This is a genomic window from Neorhizobium galegae (assembly GCF_017877135.1).
Classification (GTDB): domain Bacteria; phylum Pseudomonadota; class Alphaproteobacteria; order Rhizobiales; family Rhizobiaceae; genus Neorhizobium; species Neorhizobium galegae_A.
Genome location: NZ_JAGIPH010000001.1, coordinates 150,341 through 167,536, shown reverse-complemented (window position 1 = coordinate 167,536; position 17,196 = coordinate 150,341). Strand labels below are relative to the sequence as shown.

Below are 17,196 nucleotides of genomic sequence, written 5' to 3'. Positions count from 1 at the left end.
AACGTCACGTTCAGGGATGATTGAATGCTACAGCGCACAACCGCAATCGCCGCCATGTTCCTTTCCCTCTCGGCTCTGGCCCCGCTGCCCATGGTCTTTGACGGCAGCGCCGCCTTTGCCCAGACCGCGCAGGACCCCTCCGACATGGAAGCGGCAACGGCCAAGATGAACACCTATGTCGAGTTCCTCAACCGGACCCTGCGCGCTTCCGAGTCGCTGCAGCGCTACGACAGCTGGGTGGACATGAAGAAGGGGCCGACCGGCAAGGAGCGGATCATTTACGGGCTCTATTCGCTCTACGACGTGCGCGCGCAGGCAACCGCCGTCACCGCTGCCGCGGGGGTCGAACCGAAAATGCCGGATCTGGATGCGGCCATGGTCGCCTATGTCGAGACCTACCAGCAACTGGCACCGGTCATCGAACGCGCCAACAAGTATTACGAACGGCAGGACTACAAGTCGGACAAGATGGAAGCGGGCAGGGCCTTCCACAAGGAGATCGCCGCCCTTGCTCCCCTCTACATGGAGCGGCGCGCCAAGGCCGACGCCGCGCTTCGGTCGGAAAAGGTCAAGCTCGACCTTGCCGGCCTGGAGGCGCTTGAAAAGGCGGAAGGCCGCAAGTCGCGCTGGCACGTGCGCAATGTCATGTTCCACGCGGAAGCCATCATGGACCTGATGCCGACCAACGAAAAGCCGGTCGTTGCCATGCCGGAGTTCGAGAAAAGCCTCGACGCCTATGCGGCAGCGGTGAAGGATTTCGACGATTACGCGCTCGAGCACCCGGATTCGTTCCACGTGTTTGAATCCCGGCCCGCCTCGCTTCTGTCCAAGCTGCGCGATTTCGACGAGAAGCTGCGGAAGGCCAAGGGCGATGCGCGCAAGGGCGCCGGCGCCGATCTCGAATGGCTGATCTCGGACTACAACACCATGGTTTCGACATCGCAGACCGCAACGACCTTCGCCAAGGACTGAACTCCCGTCGCTGCACGTCCACGGCTGGGCTCGCGGGCACCTTCCGCGCGTCCGGCCGGTGGAGCGGCTGTGTCAACCATCACCGGCAGGGGGCTCAACCTCTGTGCCGGCTTTTCTTGCCACGTGGATTTTGCCATGGATGGACGCGGCATCCTGCCGGATGACAACGCGCCGGACGGCCGAGGTTCCGCCGCCGGTCCTCAACCATGCACGAGGAGACCATGACGCTCAGCCTTTCTTTCGATCTCGCGGCCATCACGCCGGAAGAGGGAGCTCCTGCACCCGACCGGCTGATCTCCGGCAACCCCGTCTTCCGCACCTGGAACATTGAAGAAGCCGATGGCGGGCTCTATGCCGGCGTCTGGGAGGCAACGCCCGGCACCTGGCGCATCGCCTATGACGAGTGGGAATATTTCCACATCCTCGAAGGCCATTCGATCGTCACGGCAGAGGATGGTACGCAACACCACCTGAAGGCCGGCGACCGCATGATCCTGCGCCCGGGTTTTCGCGGCACCTGGGAGGTGGTGGAAACCACCCGCAAGGACTATGTCATCCGTCTGTAAGAAGGGACGCGCCTACACCGTCGCCAGCACACCATTTTGCTGCGCGGCGGCGGCGAGCGCCCTGTCGAAGGTGGCAAGCTGGCCGTCCAGCCGAAGCGCCAGTTCGAGATAGGATGCGTCGTAGATGGTCAGGTTGTGGTGCGCGCTCAGCCACATGATATGATCCCATCCCTGCATGGCTGCCGTGACAATCGGAAGGGTTGAAAGCGTTTCCAGTGCCTTGCCGATACCGACGGGACCGAGCCGTCCCCGCTTTTCGCAGATCCTCAAAATATTGCGCACCTCATATTGCCATATGGCCGGCACGGCCGCGCTCCGGCGCAGGGTCTGCACGAACCAGGCCTGTCCTCCCGCGCTCTGCTCGTCGGGAAGAAGCCAGGAGGCGGTAATGGATGCGTCGATGACCAGCGGCATCAACGATCATGCCCTTCATGGCGATAGCTCATCAGTTCCTCGAGCGTGACGCCCTGCATCGAACTGCGCAGCTCCGCCAGATCCCGCTGCAGCGCCTCGACATCCACCGGCTGGCGCGGCGCCGGTGCCGCCTTGAGTTCCACCACCGTCTTCCCGTCTTCGGTCAGCACAATGGTCTCGCCCTCGCGCGCAAGCGCGATCAGTTCATCGAAGTGCTTCCGGGCCTCTGCAATCGAAACATGGCGCATGTCTCTTCTCCGCTCTGAGTGGCGGCAGATTACACGCAAAGCGGAAAACTGGCAAAATGTGCCGGCCTCTCACCACGCCAGATCAAGCCGCTCCAGCCCGTGGAAATGGTAGACGTCCTTGACGACCGGTGGGCGGGCGATGCGAAGCCCCGGAAGCCGGCGGAAGAGGAGCGGCAGTACGATGTTGAGTTCGAGCCTTGCAAGCGGCGCGCCGATGCAGAAATGGATGCCGGCGCCGAAGGAGAGGTTGGCGCCTTCGTTGCGGTCCGGCTTGAAGGTCAGCGGATCGGCAAATTTCTGCGGATCGAGATTGGCGGCGGCGAGAATGAGGCTCACCTTGTCGCCGCGCTTGAGGCTCACGCCATCCACCTCGACATCCTCCAGAGCCCAGCGCTGGAAGATGTGCACGGGCGCGCAGATGCGCAGCGTCTCCTCCACGGTGCGCTCGGTCGCCTTGGCATCGGCAAACATCGCGGCCGGATCAAGCCCGCTGTCGAGGATCACCCGCACCGAATTGCCGATCTGGTGAACGGTCGCCTCGTGGCCGGCATTCAGCAGCACGATCGTGGTGGAAACCAGTTCGTCGTCGGTGAGGTACTGGCCCTTGTGCTCGGTATGGATCATGTGGCTCAGGAGGTCGTCGCGCGGGTTCTCCCGCCGCTCTGCGATCACCGTCTTCACGTAATCGGCAAATTCCTTGGCCGAGCGGTCGGCGGCCTCCTCGTCGGCGCGCGAGCGTTTGAACATGTACATGCCGACATAGTCATGGCTCCACTTCAGCAACTGCGGCCCCATCTCCTCGGGGATGCCGATCATGCGGGCGATCATGGTGACGGGAATGATGTCAGCAAAGCGCGACAGAAGTTCCGTCTCGCCATCCTTCTCGAAGCCGTCGATCAGCCGGTTGGCCAGGTCCTCGATCTCGCCGCTCATCTTCTCCACATGGCGCGACACGAAAGCGCGGTTGACGAGCGTGCGCAGCCGCGTGTGCTCCGGCGGCTCGATTTCCAGGAGCGAATGCCGCTCGGCAAGATCGAAATGCCGGGTGTGATCGGCCGGCTCCGGCAGGCTGAGCTCCTCGCGGCTTGCGATATGCAGGATCTGTCGTCCGAACCGGCGGTCGCGCAGCAGCGCGTTGACATGGTCATAGCCGGTGAAGAACCATTGCCGTTGCTCTTCCCAGTAGAAGGTCGGGCATTCGGCATGAAGGGCCGCGTAGACGGCGTTCGGCTGCGAAAAGAAGGCGGGGTTGCGCCCGTCGAGGCGGACGCGGCGCGTCTGTCGATCAATGGCCAGAACGTCGATGAGGGCGGGCGGTGAGGAGAGGTCTGCAATCTGGGTCATGGCAGCCGGTCTACTGCAAAATGCACCGGACCGGAATTGGGTTTTTGCCGAAACGCACGGCCGAACGCTCCGGGTCAGGCCGTGAGCGTCTGGGCCGGAAAGGGCGTCACGGTTTGCGAGTCGGCAGGACGTAGTTCCTGCCCGCTGACCACGGCGATCGTCATCCCGTCATCCAGGACGGTGGAGTTGCGGCCCGCACTTTTGGCCGCATAAAGCGCCCGGTCCGCGACGGCGAGAAGCTGATCGATCCCGGCCGTCATCAGGGGAGCGGCCGTCAGCCCGGCGCTCACCGTTGCCGAGATGGCGGGCAGGTTGCTGCCGGTCGGGATCGGCAGGCGCTGCAGCGCCAGACGGATTGATTCGGTGAGTTCCACCGCCTCCTCGGTGCTTGCCACATGCAGGAGCCCGGCAAACTCCTCGCCGCCCAATCGCCCGAAGATGCCACGGTTGCCGATCTGTTCCTGTGCCAGGTGGCAGAAGGCAAGCAGCACGGCATCGCCGCACACATGGCCAAAACGGTCGTTAATGTCCTTGAAATGGTCGAGGTCAAAGATCGCCAGCGCCAGCATCAGCTTGCCGGCGGGCGGGCGCTGGCGCATGTCGTCGAACTTTTCCAGAAAGCCGCGCCGGTTGAGGACACCGGTCAGCGGATCGGTGATGACGAGCTGGCGCAGTCTCTCCTCGCCACGCGCCATCAGCAACTGGGCGCCGAGCAGGATTCCTGAAACAAGACAGAAAATGCCGATGACCGTGTAGAGCGTGACGTTCGGCAGTTCGGTAAAATTCTGGGGCCTGACGATCGGGCTGCGCAGTGCCGTCACCAGCATCGTGCCAGCCTGCAGGGCGCAGACGCCGGCAAAAATGCGTCGCGGCCCGCGCGGTGGTGCTGAAGCGCGCAGCATCAGATATCCGAGCATGCCGTAGCAGATGGAACCACAGAGTTGGAAAACCAGCACCCGTGTCCAGAACTGCGCGTTGATCAGATGCACTTGCATGGCCGCCAGCCAGATGATCAGCGGCAAAAGAAGCATGGCGTGCAGTTTTTTTCCGTCATAGAGCTGCATCCCGGCGCACCAGCAGATAATGCCGAACAGCATCATCTGGTTTCCCAGGATGATCGACAGAGTATCCGGAACAAATCCGCGCGCGCCAACCAGCGCTATACCGGTTCCGTGTGCCGCAAACCCGAAACTCCAGGCAAGAACGACCTTCATGCTGCGGTCGCGGAACCACATCGCCAGCAGCAAGACTGCAAGCGTCAGCGATTCCACTGCCCAGAGGAGCATTGCCGTTTTGATGTCCAAGTAAATATCCCGCCCGAATATAACTCTGCGTAACATAATCGGCCGTCACTTAAGAACCCCTTGTATCAAAAAAGGCCGCGGTCGTCGTTTTCGAATTGTTAGCTGCGTCGCTCGGCGATTAAGGATATCCACTCGCGCGTCTTGAAGTACGGGCCTTCCACACTCTATGTAGGGAGTTGACCAAGTGTAGACGATTCCTGGCGCGGCAACGCCGTCGGGCGCCCGATGAAACAAAGGAACAACATGAGAAATCCCGTTGATACCGCCATGGCTCTGGTGCCGATGGTCGTGGAGCAGACCAATCGCGGCGAGCGCTCCTATGACATCTATTCGCGCCTCCTGAAGGAGCGGATCATTTTCGTGACGGGGCCGGTGGAAGATCACATGGCTTCGCTGATCTGCGCGCAGCTGCTTTTTCTCGAATCGGAAAACCCGAAGAAGGAAATCGCGCTCTACATCAATTCGCCGGGCGGCGTCGTGACGGCCGGCATGTCGATCTACGACACGATGCAGTTCATCCGTCCGGCCGTGTCGACGCTGTGCATCGGCCAGGCTGCCTCCATGGGCTCGCTGCTTCTGGCGGCCGGCGAAAAGGGCATGCGCTTTGCCATGCCGAACTCGCGCATCATGGTTCACCAGCCCTCGGGCGGTTTCCAGGGGCAGGCGTCTGATATCGAACGCCATGCCCGTGACATATTGAAGATGAAGAAGCGTCTGAACGACGTGTACGTGAAGCATACCGGCCGCACCTACGAGGAGATTGAAAAGACCCTCGATCGTGACCACTTCATGGACAGCGACGAAGCGCTTGCCTGGGGCGTGGTCGACAAGATCCTCACCTCGCGGCTCGAACTGGAAGGCGCTCCGGCCGCCTGAGGCGGCGGGGCCGCGCGCAGTCTCACCCCGTTGTGACCGAAAACAGGGGTTTTATCTCGCGAGGAAAGCGCTAATAGTTGATATTAAGGCTGTGTTGAACTCTTATGACATAGCATCGGTCTGGAAGGGGTTCGTTGCCGCCGGGCCTGGGACGATGGTTCCCAACCGGCAGAGTACCCTCAAGAGCGGAGCAGGCAGGATTTCCGGTGGAAACCTGCCAGCCGGCGAAAGAAGTGTCCGCGCCCCGATGACGGGTGAGCGGTGTGCTGGAAGGGAAGTGATATGAGCAAAGTCAGCGGCAGCAACGGCGGCGACTCCAAGAATACGTTGTATTGTTCGTTCTGCGGCAAGAGCCAGCACGAAGTCCGCAAGCTGATTGCCGGACCGACCGTGTTCATCTGCGATGAATGCGTCGAATTGTGCATGGACATCATTCGCGAAGAGAACAAGACCTCCATGGTGAAGTCCCGTGACGGCGTTCCCACGCCGCAGGACATCATCAAGGTTCTCGATGAATATGTGATCGGCCAGAGACAGGCCAAGAAGATCCTGTCGGTTGCCGTCCACAACCATTACAAGCGCCTGGCGCACGCCTCCAAGAACGGCGATGTTGAACTGGCAAAGTCGAACATCATGCTCGTCGGACCGACCGGCTGCGGCAAGACCTATCTTGCCCAGACGCTGGCGCGCATCATCGACGTGCCGTTCACCATGGCCGATGCCACCACGCTCACCGAAGCCGGCTATGTCGGCGAGGACGTGGAAAACATCATCCTGAAGCTTCTGCAGGCGGCCGACTACAATGTCGAGCGGGCGCAGCGCGGCATCGTCTACATCGACGAAGTCGACAAGATCAGCCGCAAGTCCGACAATCCGTCGATTACCCGCGACGTGTCGGGTGAAGGCGTGCAGCAGGCGCTTCTGAAGATCATGGAAGGCACGGTTGCTTCCGTTCCCCCGCAGGGCGGCCGCAAGCACCCGCAGCAGGAATTCCTGCAGGTGGATACGACCAACATCCTGTTCATCTGCGGCGGCGCCTTTGCAGGCCTTGACAAGATCATCTCGGCGCGTGGCGAAAAGACCTCGATCGGTTTCGGCGCCACCGTGAAGGCCGAGGATGATCGTCGCGTCGGCGAAGTGCTGCGCGAGCTGGAGCCGGAAGATCTGGTCAAGTTCGGCCTCATCCCGGAATTCATCGGCCGTCTGCCGGTTCTGGCAACGCTCGAGGATCTCGATGAGGATGCGCTGATCCAGATCCTGTCGGAGCCGAAGAACGCGCTCGTCAAGCAGTACCAGCGCCTGTTCGAGATGGAAGACGTGGAGCTGAACTTCCACGAGGACGCGTTGCGCGAGATTGCCCGCAAGGCGATCACCCGCAAGACCGGCGCGCGCGGCCTGCGCTCGATCATGGAAAAGATCCTGCTCGACACCATGTTCGAACTGCCGACGCTCGAAGGCGTGCGCGAAGTGGTGATCTCCGATGACGTGGTGCGCGGCACCGCGCGTCCGCTCTACATCTATGCCGACCGCCAGGATGAGAAGGCGAACGTTTCGGCCTGATGAACGATGATCGGGGAAGGGGGCGCCTGCCTCCTTCTCCACTCCGCCTTGCTCTGCCGGTTGCGGTGAAAGATCGGGTGGTAATCGAGCCTCCTCGGGTTTGGCTCCCCAGGCTATGTGCCTGTTGTCTTCCTGTAGCGCTGCGATCCCGGCATGGTCCTTGAGGACCGACGGCCGCCTGATGCGGCACGGCAGCCTACAGTTACGCGTAAGCATCCTGTTCTAATCATGGCTGTCTGGTGTGCGTCGCAATTGTGCAGACGTTCAAGGCTTGAAAACTCCATTCGAAACCTCCACGTTTGGAGGGACAAGATGAGTCCGGATCTGTTCTGGACCAGAGCCCGCAAAGCGGGACGAGTGAAAGGAAATGACATGACGAATACAGCGTCTGCGGCACCTGGCGGTGATACCTATCCGGTCCTGCCTTTGCGCGACATTGTGGTCTTCCCCCACATGATCGTACCCCTGTTCGTCGGGCGTGAAAAATCCATTCGCGCTCTGGAGGAAGTCATGGGTTCCGACAAGCAGATCATGCTTGTCACCCAGATCAACGCCGGCGACGACGATCCGGCACCGTCCGCCATCCACACGGTAGGCACGGTTGCCAATGTGCTCCAGCTTCTGAAACTGCCCGACGGCACCGTCAAGGTTCTGGTCGAGGGCCGCGCGCGTGCGAAAATCAGCACCTATACCGAGCGCGAGGAGTTTTACGAAGCCCATGCCAAGGTTCTGGCCGAACCCGAGGATGAAGCCGTCGAGGTGGAAGCTCTGTCGCGCTCCGTCGTCTCGGAATTCGAGAACTACGTGAAGCTCAACAAGAAGATCTCGCCGGAAGTCGTCGGCGCCGCCAGCCAGATCGAGGACTATTCGAAGCTTGCCGATACGGTGGCCTCGCACCTCTCCATCAAGATCACCGAAAAGCAGGAAATGCTGGAAACGGTGAGCGTCAAGCAGCGTCTTGAAAAGGCGCTCGGTTTCATGGAAGGCGAGATTTCCGTCCTGCAGGTGGAAAAGCGCATCCGCTCGCGCGTCAAGCGCCAGATGGAAAAGACCCAGCGCGAATATTACCTCAACGAGCAGATGAAGGCGATCCAGAAGGAGCTTGGCGACGGCGAGGATGGCCGCGACGAGATGGCCGAACTGGAAGACCGCATCGCCAAGACGAAGCTGTCCAAGGAAGCCAAGGAAAAGGCCGATGCGGAGCTGAAGAAGCTCAAGCAGATGAGCCCGATGTCGGCAGAAGCCACCGTCGTGCGCAACTACCTGGACTGGCTGCTGTCGATCCCGTGGTCGAAGAAGTCGAAGATCAAAACGGACCTGAACAGCGCCGAAAGGATCCTCGAAGTCGATCATTTCGGGCTCGACAAGGTCAAGGAGCGCATCGTCGAGTATCTCGCCGTTCAGGCCCGTGCGACCAAGATCAAGGGTCCGATCCTGTGCCTCGTCGGCCCTCCGGGCGTCGGCAAGACCTCGCTTGCCCAGTCGATCGCCAAGGCGACCGGCCGCGAATATGTCCGCGTGGCATTGGGCGGCGTGCGGGATGAAGCGGAAATCCGCGGTCACCGCCGCACCTATATCGGCTCGATGCCCGGCAAGGTCATCCAGTCGATGAAGAAGGCCAAGAAGTCCAACCCGCTCTTCCTGCTCGATGAAATCGACAAGATGGGCCAGGATTTCCGCGGCGATCCGTCCTCGGCCCTGCTCGAAGTGCTCGATCCGGCGCAGAACTCCACCTTCATGGACCATTACCTGGAAGTGGAATACGACCTGTCGGACGTGATGTTCATCACCACGGCCAACACGCTCAACATTCCGGCGCCGCTCATGGACCGCATGGAAATCATCCGGATTGCCGGCTACACGGAAGACGAAAAGCGCGAAATCGCCAAGCGTCACCTGCTGCCGAAGGCAATCAAGGAACACGCCCTGAAGCCGGAAGAATTTTCGGTCACGGACGAGGCGCTGATGGTGATCATCCAGCAGTACACCCGCGAAGCCGGCGTGCGCAGCTTCGAGCGTGAACTGATGAAGCTCGCCCGCAAGGCGGTCACCGAGATCATCAAGGGCAAGTCGACGTCGATCGAGGTGACGGCCGAAAACATCCACGACTATCTCGGCGTTCCCCGGTTCCGCCATGGCGAGGCCGAGGGCGAGGATCAGGTCGGTGTTGTCACGGGTCTGGCCTGGACGGAAGTCGGTGGCGAGCTCTTGACCATCGAAGGCGTTCTGATGCCCGGCAAGGGCCGCATGACGGTGACCGGCAACCTGAAGGACGTGATGAAGGAATCGATTTCGGCAGCGGCTTCTTACGTCCGCTCGCGCGCCGTCGATTTCGGCATCGAGCCGCCGCGCTTCGACAAGTCGGATATCCACGTGCACGTGCCGGAAGGGGCAACCCCGAAGGATGGTCCGTCGGCCGGCGTTGCCATGGCAACCGCGATCGTCTCGATCATGACCGGCATTCCGGTCCGCAAGGATGTCGCGATGACGGGCGAGATCACGCTGCGCGGCCGGGTGCTGCCCATCGGTGGTCTGAAGGAAAAGCTGCTGGCTGCCCTTCGCGGCAACATCAAGACGGTTCTGATCCCGGAAGAGAACGCCAAGGACCTGGCGGAGATTCCGGATAACGTGAAGAACAACATGGAGATCATCCCGGTCTCGCGCATGGGCGAAGTCATCCGCCACGCGCTGGTTCGCGAGCCGCAGGCCATAGAATGGGACGGCACGGTGGAAACGCCGGTCATCGCAACGGTGGACGGGGTGGACGACACCGGGGCAACCGTCGCCCACTGAACGGGGCGACGCCTGTGGAAATCACAGCCAAACGACAAAAAGGCCGGCAAAACGCCGGCCTTTTTTGTGCAAATTCGCTAAAGGCCCTTGTTTTTCAGGCAATCGCGGAGCTTTTGGGTTTGCGAAGGGGTCGGCGTTCCGTTGTCGCCCCGTCAGATCCATTGTGTGAAACCATTGAAAGGGGTGGAAACATGAACAAGAACGAGTTGGTGACCGCTGTTGCTGAAAAGGCTGGTCTTTCCAAGGCTGACGCGGCTTCTGCTGTTGACGCCGTGTTCGAGACGGTCCAGGGCGAACTGAAGAACGGTGGCGACATCCGCCTCGCCGGCTTCGGCAGCTTCTCCGTCTCCCGCCGTGAAGCTTCGAAGGGCCGCAACCCCTCGACCGGCGCCGAGGTCGATATCCCGGCCCGCAACGTTCCCAAGTTCTCGGCCGGCAAGGGCCTGAAGGACGCCGTCAACAGCTAAGCTGTCGACTGCGGCCGCCGGCGGCGTAAAGCCCCGGCCGCCTCTTCGGCAGGGAATGGGCTCGACTTCGATGTCGCCCGTCTGTGACCCTGCCAGACCATGACAAAAGCTCGGCCCAGGATCGGTTCGACCGTTCGCTGGGCCGAAGTTTTTTATACCCTTGGCCGGATGCCGCCCGGTCGAATTTTGCGCGGGTGGCGCCGCGCGCGGGCGCGCCCGCCTTGTGTTTCACCGCCACGATCCTTAATCATGCAGGAGCCGGTTGTCCGGCACGTTCTCGGGGCGGGGTGAAACTCCCCACCGGCGGTAGGAAGCGTGAGGCTTCAAGCCCGCGAGCGCTCGAACGGTGTCTCAGGATGCCGTGCGGGGTCAGCAGATCCGGTCGAATGCCGGAGCCGACGGTCAGAGTCCGGATGAAAGAGAGCGGGGAAGGAAAGGCCTGCCGGTATCCCGGCATTGCCTGTTCGGTCTGTCATTCCGGCTTTGCCGGCAACAACGGACTTTCGGGTCTTTTTGCGCACGCCAACGTCCACGACGGTGGAGGCGGCAGTCGCAGACCCTATCCTCCTCGCCGTTTCTGTTGACGTTTTTCGACAGACTGGAAGAGGAATGGCATGAACCCGCTGAAATTCGCATCGCTCCTTCGCTCGCGGGCCTTTGCCGGCGCAGCCTTCATGGTGGCCGCTGGCGTGGCCTTTGCCGCGCTGAATGTCGTCACGCAATGGCTCTCCATGCAGCTTGCCGTGGCACCCGCCTCCATCGCCTTCTGGCAATACGGCTTTGCGCTTGTGCTGTCGCTGCCGCTGCTGCGGCGTCTCGGCCTGTCGGCCATGCGCACGCGCTATCCCGGCCGCCATGTGGTGCGGGTGGTGCTGGCAGCGCTTGGCGTGCAGGCCTGGATCATGGGGCTTGCGACGGTGCCGATCTGGCAGGCGATCGCGCTCGTGATGACCTCGCCCTTCTTCGTCATCGTCGGCGCGCGGTTGTTTCTTGGCGAACAGGTGGGGCTCTATCGCTGGCTGGCCACCCTTGCCGGCTTCTGTGGCGCCATGATCATCCTGCAGCCGTGGTCGGATCAGTTTTCGCCGGCCGCTTTCCTGCCCATCCTGTCGGCGCTTTTGTGGGGCGGCTCGTCGCTCATCATGAAGAACCTGACGCGCCATGAAAGTGCCGAAACCGTCACCGTCTGGCTGCTGGTGCTGCTGACGCCGATCAATGCGGGCCTGGCGCTGGCGGAAGGTTTTGTCGTGCCCACCGGCCCGGTCTTCTGGCTGCTGCTTCTGGCGGGCTTGCTGACGGCTTTTGGCCAGTATCTGCTTACCCTTGCCTATAATGCGGCGGATGCGGCCTATGTGCAGCCTTTTGACGATCTGAAGCTGCCGCTCAACGTGCTCGCAGGTTTTGTCGTTTTCGGCTATGCGCCGAGCGGCTCGCTGTGGATCGGCGCGATTCTCATTCTGTCGGCCTCGCTGACGCTGATGCTGAAGGAGGCGCGCGGCGAGCCGGGCATGGCCTAGGAACGACCTCTGGAGCCTCTCCGGAGGCGCCCGTAAGCGGGGACTGTCGTTCTAATCGCAGGCCGGCTGGTTGCGCATCGGTGGCCAATGCTTTCTATTCGCGCGCAAAGACTGGAGTGACCCATGCATTACCTCATCACTGGAACCGCGGGCTTCATCGGCTTTCATCTTGCCCGCCGTCTTCTGGAGGAGGGGCACAGCGTCACCGGTTTTGACGGCATGACGCCCTATTATAACCTGCGCCTGAAGGAAGCCCGCCACGCGGCGCTGTCGCAGTTTCCCGCCTTTCGGCCGGTGATCGGGATGCTGGAGGACCAGCGCCTGCTGGAGAGCACGCTGGAGGCCTCTGCGGATGTCGGGGCGCCGGAGGTGATCATCCATCTCGCCGCCCAGGCGGGCGTGCGCTACAGCTTGGAAAATCCGAAGGCCTATCTTGATTCGAACCTCGTCGGCTCGTGGAACGTGCTGGAACTGGCCAAGAACGCCGGCGTGCGCCACCTGATGCTCGCCTCCACCTCCTCGGTCTACGGCGCCAACGAAAAGATCCCGTTCAGCGAGGGCGACAAGGCGGACGAGCCGCTGACCTTCTATGCGGCGAGCAAGAAGGCGATGGAGCTGATGGCGCACAGCTATTCGCATCTCTACCGGGTGCCGACGACCGCCTTCCGATTCTTCACCGTCTACGGTCCCTGGGGCCGGCCGGACATGGCGCTGTTCAAGTTCGTCAAGGCGATGCTGGAAGACAGCGAAATCGAGATTTACGGCGAAGGCCTGATGAGTCGCGATTTCACCTATATCGACGATCTCGTCTCCGGCATCATCGGGCTGTCGCATGTGGTGCCGTCAGAAGAAAATCGCGTCACGATGTCAGGCATCGAGGACACGCTGTCGCACCAGGCGCCGTTCCGCGTCGTCAATATCGGCGGCGGCCAGCCAATCGGCCTCATGGATTTTGTCGATACGATCGAAAAGGTGATGGGAAAACCAGCCGTGAAGAAAATGCTGCCCATGCAGCAGGGCGACGTGCCGCGCACCTACGCAAGTCCGGACCTTCTGGTGGCACTGACCGGTCAGAAGCCCGAGATCGGCCTGGAGGAGGGCGTGCGGGCCTTTGTCGAGTGGTATGTGGAACACCGGGCAGCGCTTCAGCTGTAAACGAGTCGGCTGCCGGTAGCGGCCGCGCGAGTCATATCGAATCGAATCAGGAAAATCGGGATGAGAGAACGGCCACGTATCCTCGTGGCAGCAGCGTGACGTCAATCTGCCGCCCGACCCCGTTCTAAAGATAACGGCAGTCGCGTTCTGGCGCGCTTGTGCCAGAGGCGGGGTGGAGTGTCCAGTGGGGCGTGGGGAAGGCTTCTGCGGGCGCAAACCAAACCGACAGCTTTGACTCGGTCAAAAATGTCCGATATCATGTGCCATGCTTTGGGGGAAGGCATGGACAAACGCGATCGCTTTATTGCCGAACTGCGGGAGGAGGCGAAGGCCCTGCACCTGTCCTTCCGGGTCAATAAGTCCAAGGGCAAGGGTGGCCATGCCACGGTCTTTGTCGGTGACCGGTTCACAACGCTACCCAGCCGTGACATCGACCCGAAGACGGCAGCAAAGATCCGCAAGGGGCTCGGGCTGAAATAACCATGACCTTCAGCCGCTCCGGAAGCGGATCGGCAAGGCTGGAGACAGGAGACAGGAGACTGCCATGAAGATCTATGCCTATGCGGCATGTTTCGAACCACTCGCGCCCGAAGGCGGTTTTCTGGTGACCTTCGAGGATGTGCCGGAAGCGATTACCCAAGGCGAGACCCTGCGCGATGCACGCGAAATGGCGGCAGACGCGCTGGGTGTGGCGCTCCTCACCTATATCGAACTGGGAAGGCCCTTGCCGCCGGCAAGCGCGACGGGCACCTTCATCACGCCGGATCCCGATGTCGCGGCAAAGATCGCCGTGATCGAGACGTTTCGGGAAAGTGGGATGACGCGCACGCAGTTGGCGCGTCAGCTTGGCAAGGATGAAAAGGAAGTCCGGCGCATCCTTGATCCGAATCACGGAACGAAACTGCAGTCGCTCACACAGGCGCTTTCCGCCATGGGAAAACGATTGGTGATCGGACTGGAGGCCGCAGAATAGGTTCTACGCGGGCGTTCAAGGCTTCTCCTGTCGCAGGAGCGTGTTTTCCGGGTGCACACGGCAGAAACGGCACACATAAGCGCCCACGTGCGCAGCGCCCAAGCCACAAAGTCCACAAACAACTCGAAAGGAAAAATGGTGGGCGATGACGGACTCGAACCGCCGACATCCTCGGTGTAAACGAGGCGCTCTACCAACTGAGCTAATCGCCCTGACGTCTTGCGGTGCGTGTCCGCTGCGTCGGTGGCCGTGATCTATGCGGATCGCGGAAAAGACGCAAGTGTGTTTGTGAAGATTTTTTGATTTTTTTCGCCGTGTGCCGCTCGCAAAACGTCAAAAGTCCTGCAACGCCGGGGATTTAAGCAGAAGCGGATAATCATCCGTCCACAGGGCAGGCGGGGCGGGTCAGGCGCCGGGCTAGAGAAAGCGCATTGCGTCACCGTTTTGTCTTGAAACCTGCTTGACACCCTTTGGCGAACCCCTTAGAGAGCCGCTCATCGACTGGTTACGCCGGTCGCCGGGGAAGTTTCTTCCTCACTCAGGAATAAGCGGGTGTAGCTCAGTTGGTTAGAGTGCCGGCCTGTCACGCCGGAGGTCGCGGGTTCGAGCCCCGTCACTCGCGCCATTCCTGGATAAAAAGAAACAGGCCTTTTGGCCGAACAGACGCTGAACGGTGTCTGCAAAATGCGCGGGTGTAGCTCAGTCGGTTAGAGTGCCGGCCTGTCACGCCGGAGGTCGCGGGTTCGAGCCCCGTCACTCGCGCCATTTTTTACTTCTCTGCGTAACTGTCATCAACGTGGACGCCAGCATCGCTGGTGTGTCGTTATGCCGCAGGTCCTTTGCGGATGCCGGGGCCTTCCCATTCATATTGTCGTGATTGTGCCGCAGTCTCTGTCTGCGTAGAAGGTGCCTTCACCGGTCGTAAACCGAATGTGGCTGCTCGTTCGCGGGCGCGGCAGAGGTGCTGCGAACGCCGCAGCTAAGTGTTTATCAGAATATGCGAATAATGCGGCGCAACCGGACTTGAAGAGCCTCTCGCATTTTCCTATCTGCATTTTGCGGCGAGGGCAGGGCTTTTCCGAACTGGTCGGCCTGCCGCATCCTAGCCTTTGTCGCCATCCGGCGGCGGGCGTTTCAACTTGATGAACAACATCAACTTTCCTCCTGCCGGCCTTGCGTCGGCGCCCTTTGCCGCGGCAGGGCGCATGAGTCTGAATCAACAAATTCCGGCCGCAACATTTTGTCCCGTTTTGGTTCGAGGTGTGGCCGTCAAAAGTCTTGCGCGCGGCTCGTGGCTGCGCTAGTCACGGCTTGTTGCAATGCACGTTCGCTTGCCGCGCATTCGCTTAAGTGCCGCCCGGGCACTGCTTGGCAAGCAGGGATCGAATACCATGACAGAACTCCTCAGTTCCTATGTCCCGATCGCGATTTTCATCGGTATTGCCCTGGTGATCGGCCTGGCGCTTCTGATTGCGCCGTTTGCCGTTGCCTACAAGGCGCCCGATTCGGAAAAGCTGTCGGCCTATGAGTGCGGCTTCAACGCGTTCGACGATGCGCGCATGAAGTTCGACATTCGCTTCTACCTGGTGTCGATCCTGTTCATCATCTTCGATCTGGAAGTCGCCTTCCTGTTCCCCTGGGCCGTGTCCTTCGGTGAAATCGGCTGGTTCGGCTTCTGGTCCATGATGGTGTTCCTCGGCGTCCTCACCATCGGCTTCATTTATGAATGGAAGAAAGGAGCGCTGGAATGGGAGTAGTGGATAACAACACGACCATGATCGCGCCTAGCCCGAAGGGGATCATCGATCCCAACACCGGCAAGCCCATCGGCAGCGACGACGCGTTTTTCGGCGAGATCAACAATGAGCTTGCCGACAAGGGCTTTCTGGTCACCTCGACCGACGAACTGATCAACTGGGCGCGCACCGGCTCGCTGATGTGGATGACCTTCGGTCTTGCCTGCTGTGCGGTCGAGATGATGCAGGTGTCGATGCCGCGTTATGACGTCGAGCGCTTCGGTTTTGCGCCTCGCGCCTCGCCGCGCCAGTCGGACGTGATGATCGTCGCCGGCACGCTCACCAACAAGATGGCGCCAGCGCTGCGCAAGGTCTATGACCAGATGCCCGAGCCGCGTTACGTCATCTCCATGGGCTCCTGCGCCAATGGTGGCGGCTATTACCACTATTCCTATTCGGTGGTGCGTGGCTGCGACCGCGTCGTGCCTGTGGATATCTATGTGCCCGGCTGTCCCCCCACGGCAGAAGCGCTGCTTTACGGCGTGCTTTTGCTGCAGAAAAAGATCCGCCGCACCGGCACGATCGAACGCTAAGGGCTTGAGGAGGCATCATGAGTGAAGCCCTGAACGAATTTGCCGCCTACCTTGCCGAAGCGCGGCCGGGTCTCGTGTTGTCCTCGTCGGTTGCCTATGGCGAACTGACGCTGAAGACCGATGCCGACAAGCTGATCGCGCTCGTCACCTTTCTGCGTGACGATGTGCAGTGCGGGTTCATCAATTTCATCGACATCTGCGGCGTCGACTGGCCGAAGCGCGAAAAGCGTTTCGACGTGGTCTACCACTTCCTGTCGCCGCGCCAGAACATGCGCGTGCGCGTCAAGGTGGAAACCGCCGAAGATGTGCCCGTGCCGTCGCTCACCGGTCTCTTTCCGGGTGCCGACTGGTTCGAACGCGAAGCCTGGGATCTTTACGGCATCCTGTTTACCGGCCACCCGGACCTGCGCCGCATCCTCACCGACTACGGTTTCGAGGGGCACCCACTGCGCAAGGATTTTCCGACGACCGGTTTCGTCGAAGTTCGCTACGACGACAGCGCCAAGCGCGTGGTCTACGAGCCGGTGGAACTGCGCCAGGAATTCCGCAGCTTCGACTTCCTCAGCCCCTGGGAAGGCACGGATTACGTGCTGCCGGGGGATGAGAAGGCAAAGGTCTAAACTGAAGTTTAGAGGCGAATAGCGAGTAGCGAATAGCGAATAGTTGTCGCCACAACGA

The 17,196-nt window shown here is 61.0% G+C and carries 17 protein-coding genes, 3 tRNA genes and 1 riboswitch; of the genes, 15 read left to right on the top strand and 5 right to left on the bottom strand.

Annotation, left to right across the window (positions count from 1 at the left end; genetic code table 11):
* Window positions 1-24 precede the first annotated feature (24 nt).
* Together J2858_RS00860 and J2858_RS00855 are read left to right on the top strand one after the other, a co-directional pair.
* The gene (locus J2858_RS00860; protein WP_245365503.1) at window positions 25-972 is read left to right on the top strand and encodes a YiiG family protein; all 948 of its coding nucleotides are present in this window, start codon (window positions 25-27) and stop codon (window positions 970-972) included.
* Window positions 973-1,193: 221 nt separating this feature from the next.
* On the top strand, window positions 1,194-1,538 hold the full coding sequence (locus J2858_RS00855; protein WP_210102869.1) for a cupin domain-containing protein: 345 nt from the start codon (window positions 1,194-1,196) through the stop codon (window positions 1,536-1,538).
* A gap of 12 nt (window positions 1,539-1,550) precedes the next feature.
* On the opposite strand, the gene J2858_RS00850 is transcribed toward J2858_RS00855, so the two are convergent.
* The 4 genes from J2858_RS00850 to J2858_RS00835 form a co-directional block, all read right to left on the bottom strand.
* Entirely contained in the window at window positions 1,551-1,952 is a 402-nt protein-coding gene (locus tag J2858_RS00850; RefSeq protein ID WP_210102868.1) for a type II toxin-antitoxin system VapC family toxin, read from the bottom strand.
* The gene (locus J2858_RS00845) at window positions 1,952-2,200 is read right to left on the bottom strand and encodes a type II toxin-antitoxin system Phd/YefM family antitoxin (RefSeq protein WP_210102867.1); all 249 of its coding nucleotides are present in this window, start codon (window positions 2,198-2,200) and stop codon (window positions 1,952-1,954) included. The genes J2858_RS00850 and J2858_RS00845 overlap by 1 nt, the downstream gene beginning before the upstream one ends.
* Before the next feature lie 69 nt (window positions 2,201-2,269).
* Entirely contained in the window at window positions 2,270-3,544 is a 1,275-nt protein-coding gene (locus tag J2858_RS00840) for a cytochrome P450 (protein WP_210102866.1), read from the bottom strand.
* Window positions 3,545-3,618: 74 nt separating this feature from the next.
* The gene (locus J2858_RS00835) at window positions 3,619-4,848 is read right to left on the bottom strand and encodes a GGDEF domain-containing protein (protein ID WP_210102865.1); all 1,230 of its coding nucleotides are present in this window, start codon (window positions 4,846-4,848) and stop codon (window positions 3,619-3,621) included.
* A 243-nt stretch (window positions 4,849-5,091) separates the two neighbouring features.
* Between J2858_RS00835 and clpP the strand changes: the two genes are divergently transcribed.
* The 8 genes from clpP (at window position 5,092) to J2858_RS00795 (ending at window position 14,189) form a co-directional block, all read left to right on the top strand.
* Window positions 5,092-5,724, top strand: coding sequence for an ATP-dependent Clp endopeptidase proteolytic subunit ClpP (gene clpP / locus J2858_RS00830; RefSeq protein WP_210102864.1), 633 nt, complete (start codon window positions 5,092-5,094; stop codon window positions 5,722-5,724).
* 282 nt (window positions 5,725-6,006) lie between these two features.
* The gene (clpX, locus tag J2858_RS00825) at window positions 6,007-7,284 is read left to right on the top strand and encodes an ATP-dependent Clp protease ATP-binding subunit ClpX (RefSeq protein WP_210102863.1); all 1,278 of its coding nucleotides are present in this window, start codon (window positions 6,007-6,009) and stop codon (window positions 7,282-7,284) included.
* Window positions 7,285-7,656: 372 nt separating this feature from the next.
* Entirely contained in the window at window positions 7,657-10,077 is a 2,421-nt protein-coding gene (gene lon / locus J2858_RS00820; RefSeq protein ID WP_210102862.1) for an endopeptidase La, read from the top strand.
* Window positions 10,078-10,268: 191 nt separating this feature from the next.
* Window positions 10,269-10,544: a DNA-binding protein HupB gene (gene hupB / locus J2858_RS00815; RefSeq protein ID WP_245365502.1), complete on the top strand. Its 276-nt coding sequence runs from the start codon at window positions 10,269-10,271 to the stop codon at window positions 10,542-10,544.
* 269 nt (window positions 10,545-10,813) lie between these two features.
* Window positions 10,814-10,973, top strand: a riboswitch (FMN riboswitch).
* Window positions 10,974-11,158: 185 nt separating this feature from the next.
* On the top strand, window positions 11,159-12,061 hold the full coding sequence (locus tag J2858_RS00810; protein ID WP_210102861.1) for a DMT family transporter: 903 nt from the start codon (window positions 11,159-11,161) through the stop codon (window positions 12,059-12,061).
* A 123-nt stretch (window positions 12,062-12,184) separates the two neighbouring features.
* Complete coding sequence (locus J2858_RS00805) at window positions 12,185-13,216, top strand: NAD-dependent epimerase/dehydratase family protein (protein WP_210102860.1); 1,032 nt, start codon at window positions 12,185-12,187, stop codon at window positions 13,214-13,216.
* A 282-nt stretch (window positions 13,217-13,498) separates the two neighbouring features.
* Window positions 13,499-13,696 (top strand): hypothetical protein, encoded by a 198-nt coding sequence (locus tag J2858_RS00800; protein ID WP_210102859.1) that lies wholly within the window; start codon window positions 13,499-13,501, stop codon window positions 13,694-13,696.
* 64 nt (window positions 13,697-13,760) lie between these two features.
* A complete protein-coding gene (locus tag J2858_RS00795) occupies window positions 13,761-14,189 on the top strand; it encodes a type II toxin-antitoxin system HicB family antitoxin (protein WP_210102858.1) in 429 nt (142 codons plus the stop codon).
* 136 nt (window positions 14,190-14,325) lie between these two features.
* On the opposite strand, the gene J2858_RS00790 is transcribed toward J2858_RS00795, so the two are convergent.
* Window positions 14,326-14,401, bottom strand: a tRNA-Val gene (locus J2858_RS00790).
* A 336-nt stretch (window positions 14,402-14,737) separates the two neighbouring features.
* Between J2858_RS00790 and J2858_RS00785 the strand changes: the two genes are divergently transcribed.
* The 5 genes from J2858_RS00785 to J2858_RS00765 all read left to right on the top strand — a co-directional run bounded on the left by J2858_RS00785 (window position 14,738) and on the right by J2858_RS00765 (window position 17,138).
* Window positions 14,738-14,814: transfer RNA gene (locus J2858_RS00785), tRNA-Asp, on the top strand.
* 63 nt (window positions 14,815-14,877) lie between these two features.
* A tRNA-Asp gene (locus tag J2858_RS00780) sits at window positions 14,878-14,954 on the top strand.
* A 626-nt stretch (window positions 14,955-15,580) separates the two neighbouring features.
* Window positions 15,581-15,946 (top strand): NADH-quinone oxidoreductase subunit A, encoded by a 366-nt coding sequence (locus J2858_RS00775; protein ID WP_210102857.1) that lies wholly within the window; start codon window positions 15,581-15,583, stop codon window positions 15,944-15,946.
* The gene (locus tag J2858_RS00770; protein WP_210102856.1) at window positions 15,937-16,518 is read left to right on the top strand and encodes a NuoB/complex I 20 kDa subunit family protein; all 582 of its coding nucleotides are present in this window, start codon (window positions 15,937-15,939) and stop codon (window positions 16,516-16,518) included. The genes J2858_RS00775 and J2858_RS00770 overlap by 10 nt, the downstream gene beginning before the upstream one ends.
* A 17-nt stretch (window positions 16,519-16,535) precedes the next feature.
* Window positions 16,536-17,138, top strand: a complete 603-nt coding sequence (locus tag J2858_RS00765) for an NADH-quinone oxidoreductase subunit C (protein ID WP_210102855.1) — start codon at window positions 16,536-16,538, stop codon at window positions 17,136-17,138.
* The last annotated feature ends 58 nt before the right edge of the window (window positions 17,139-17,196 follow it).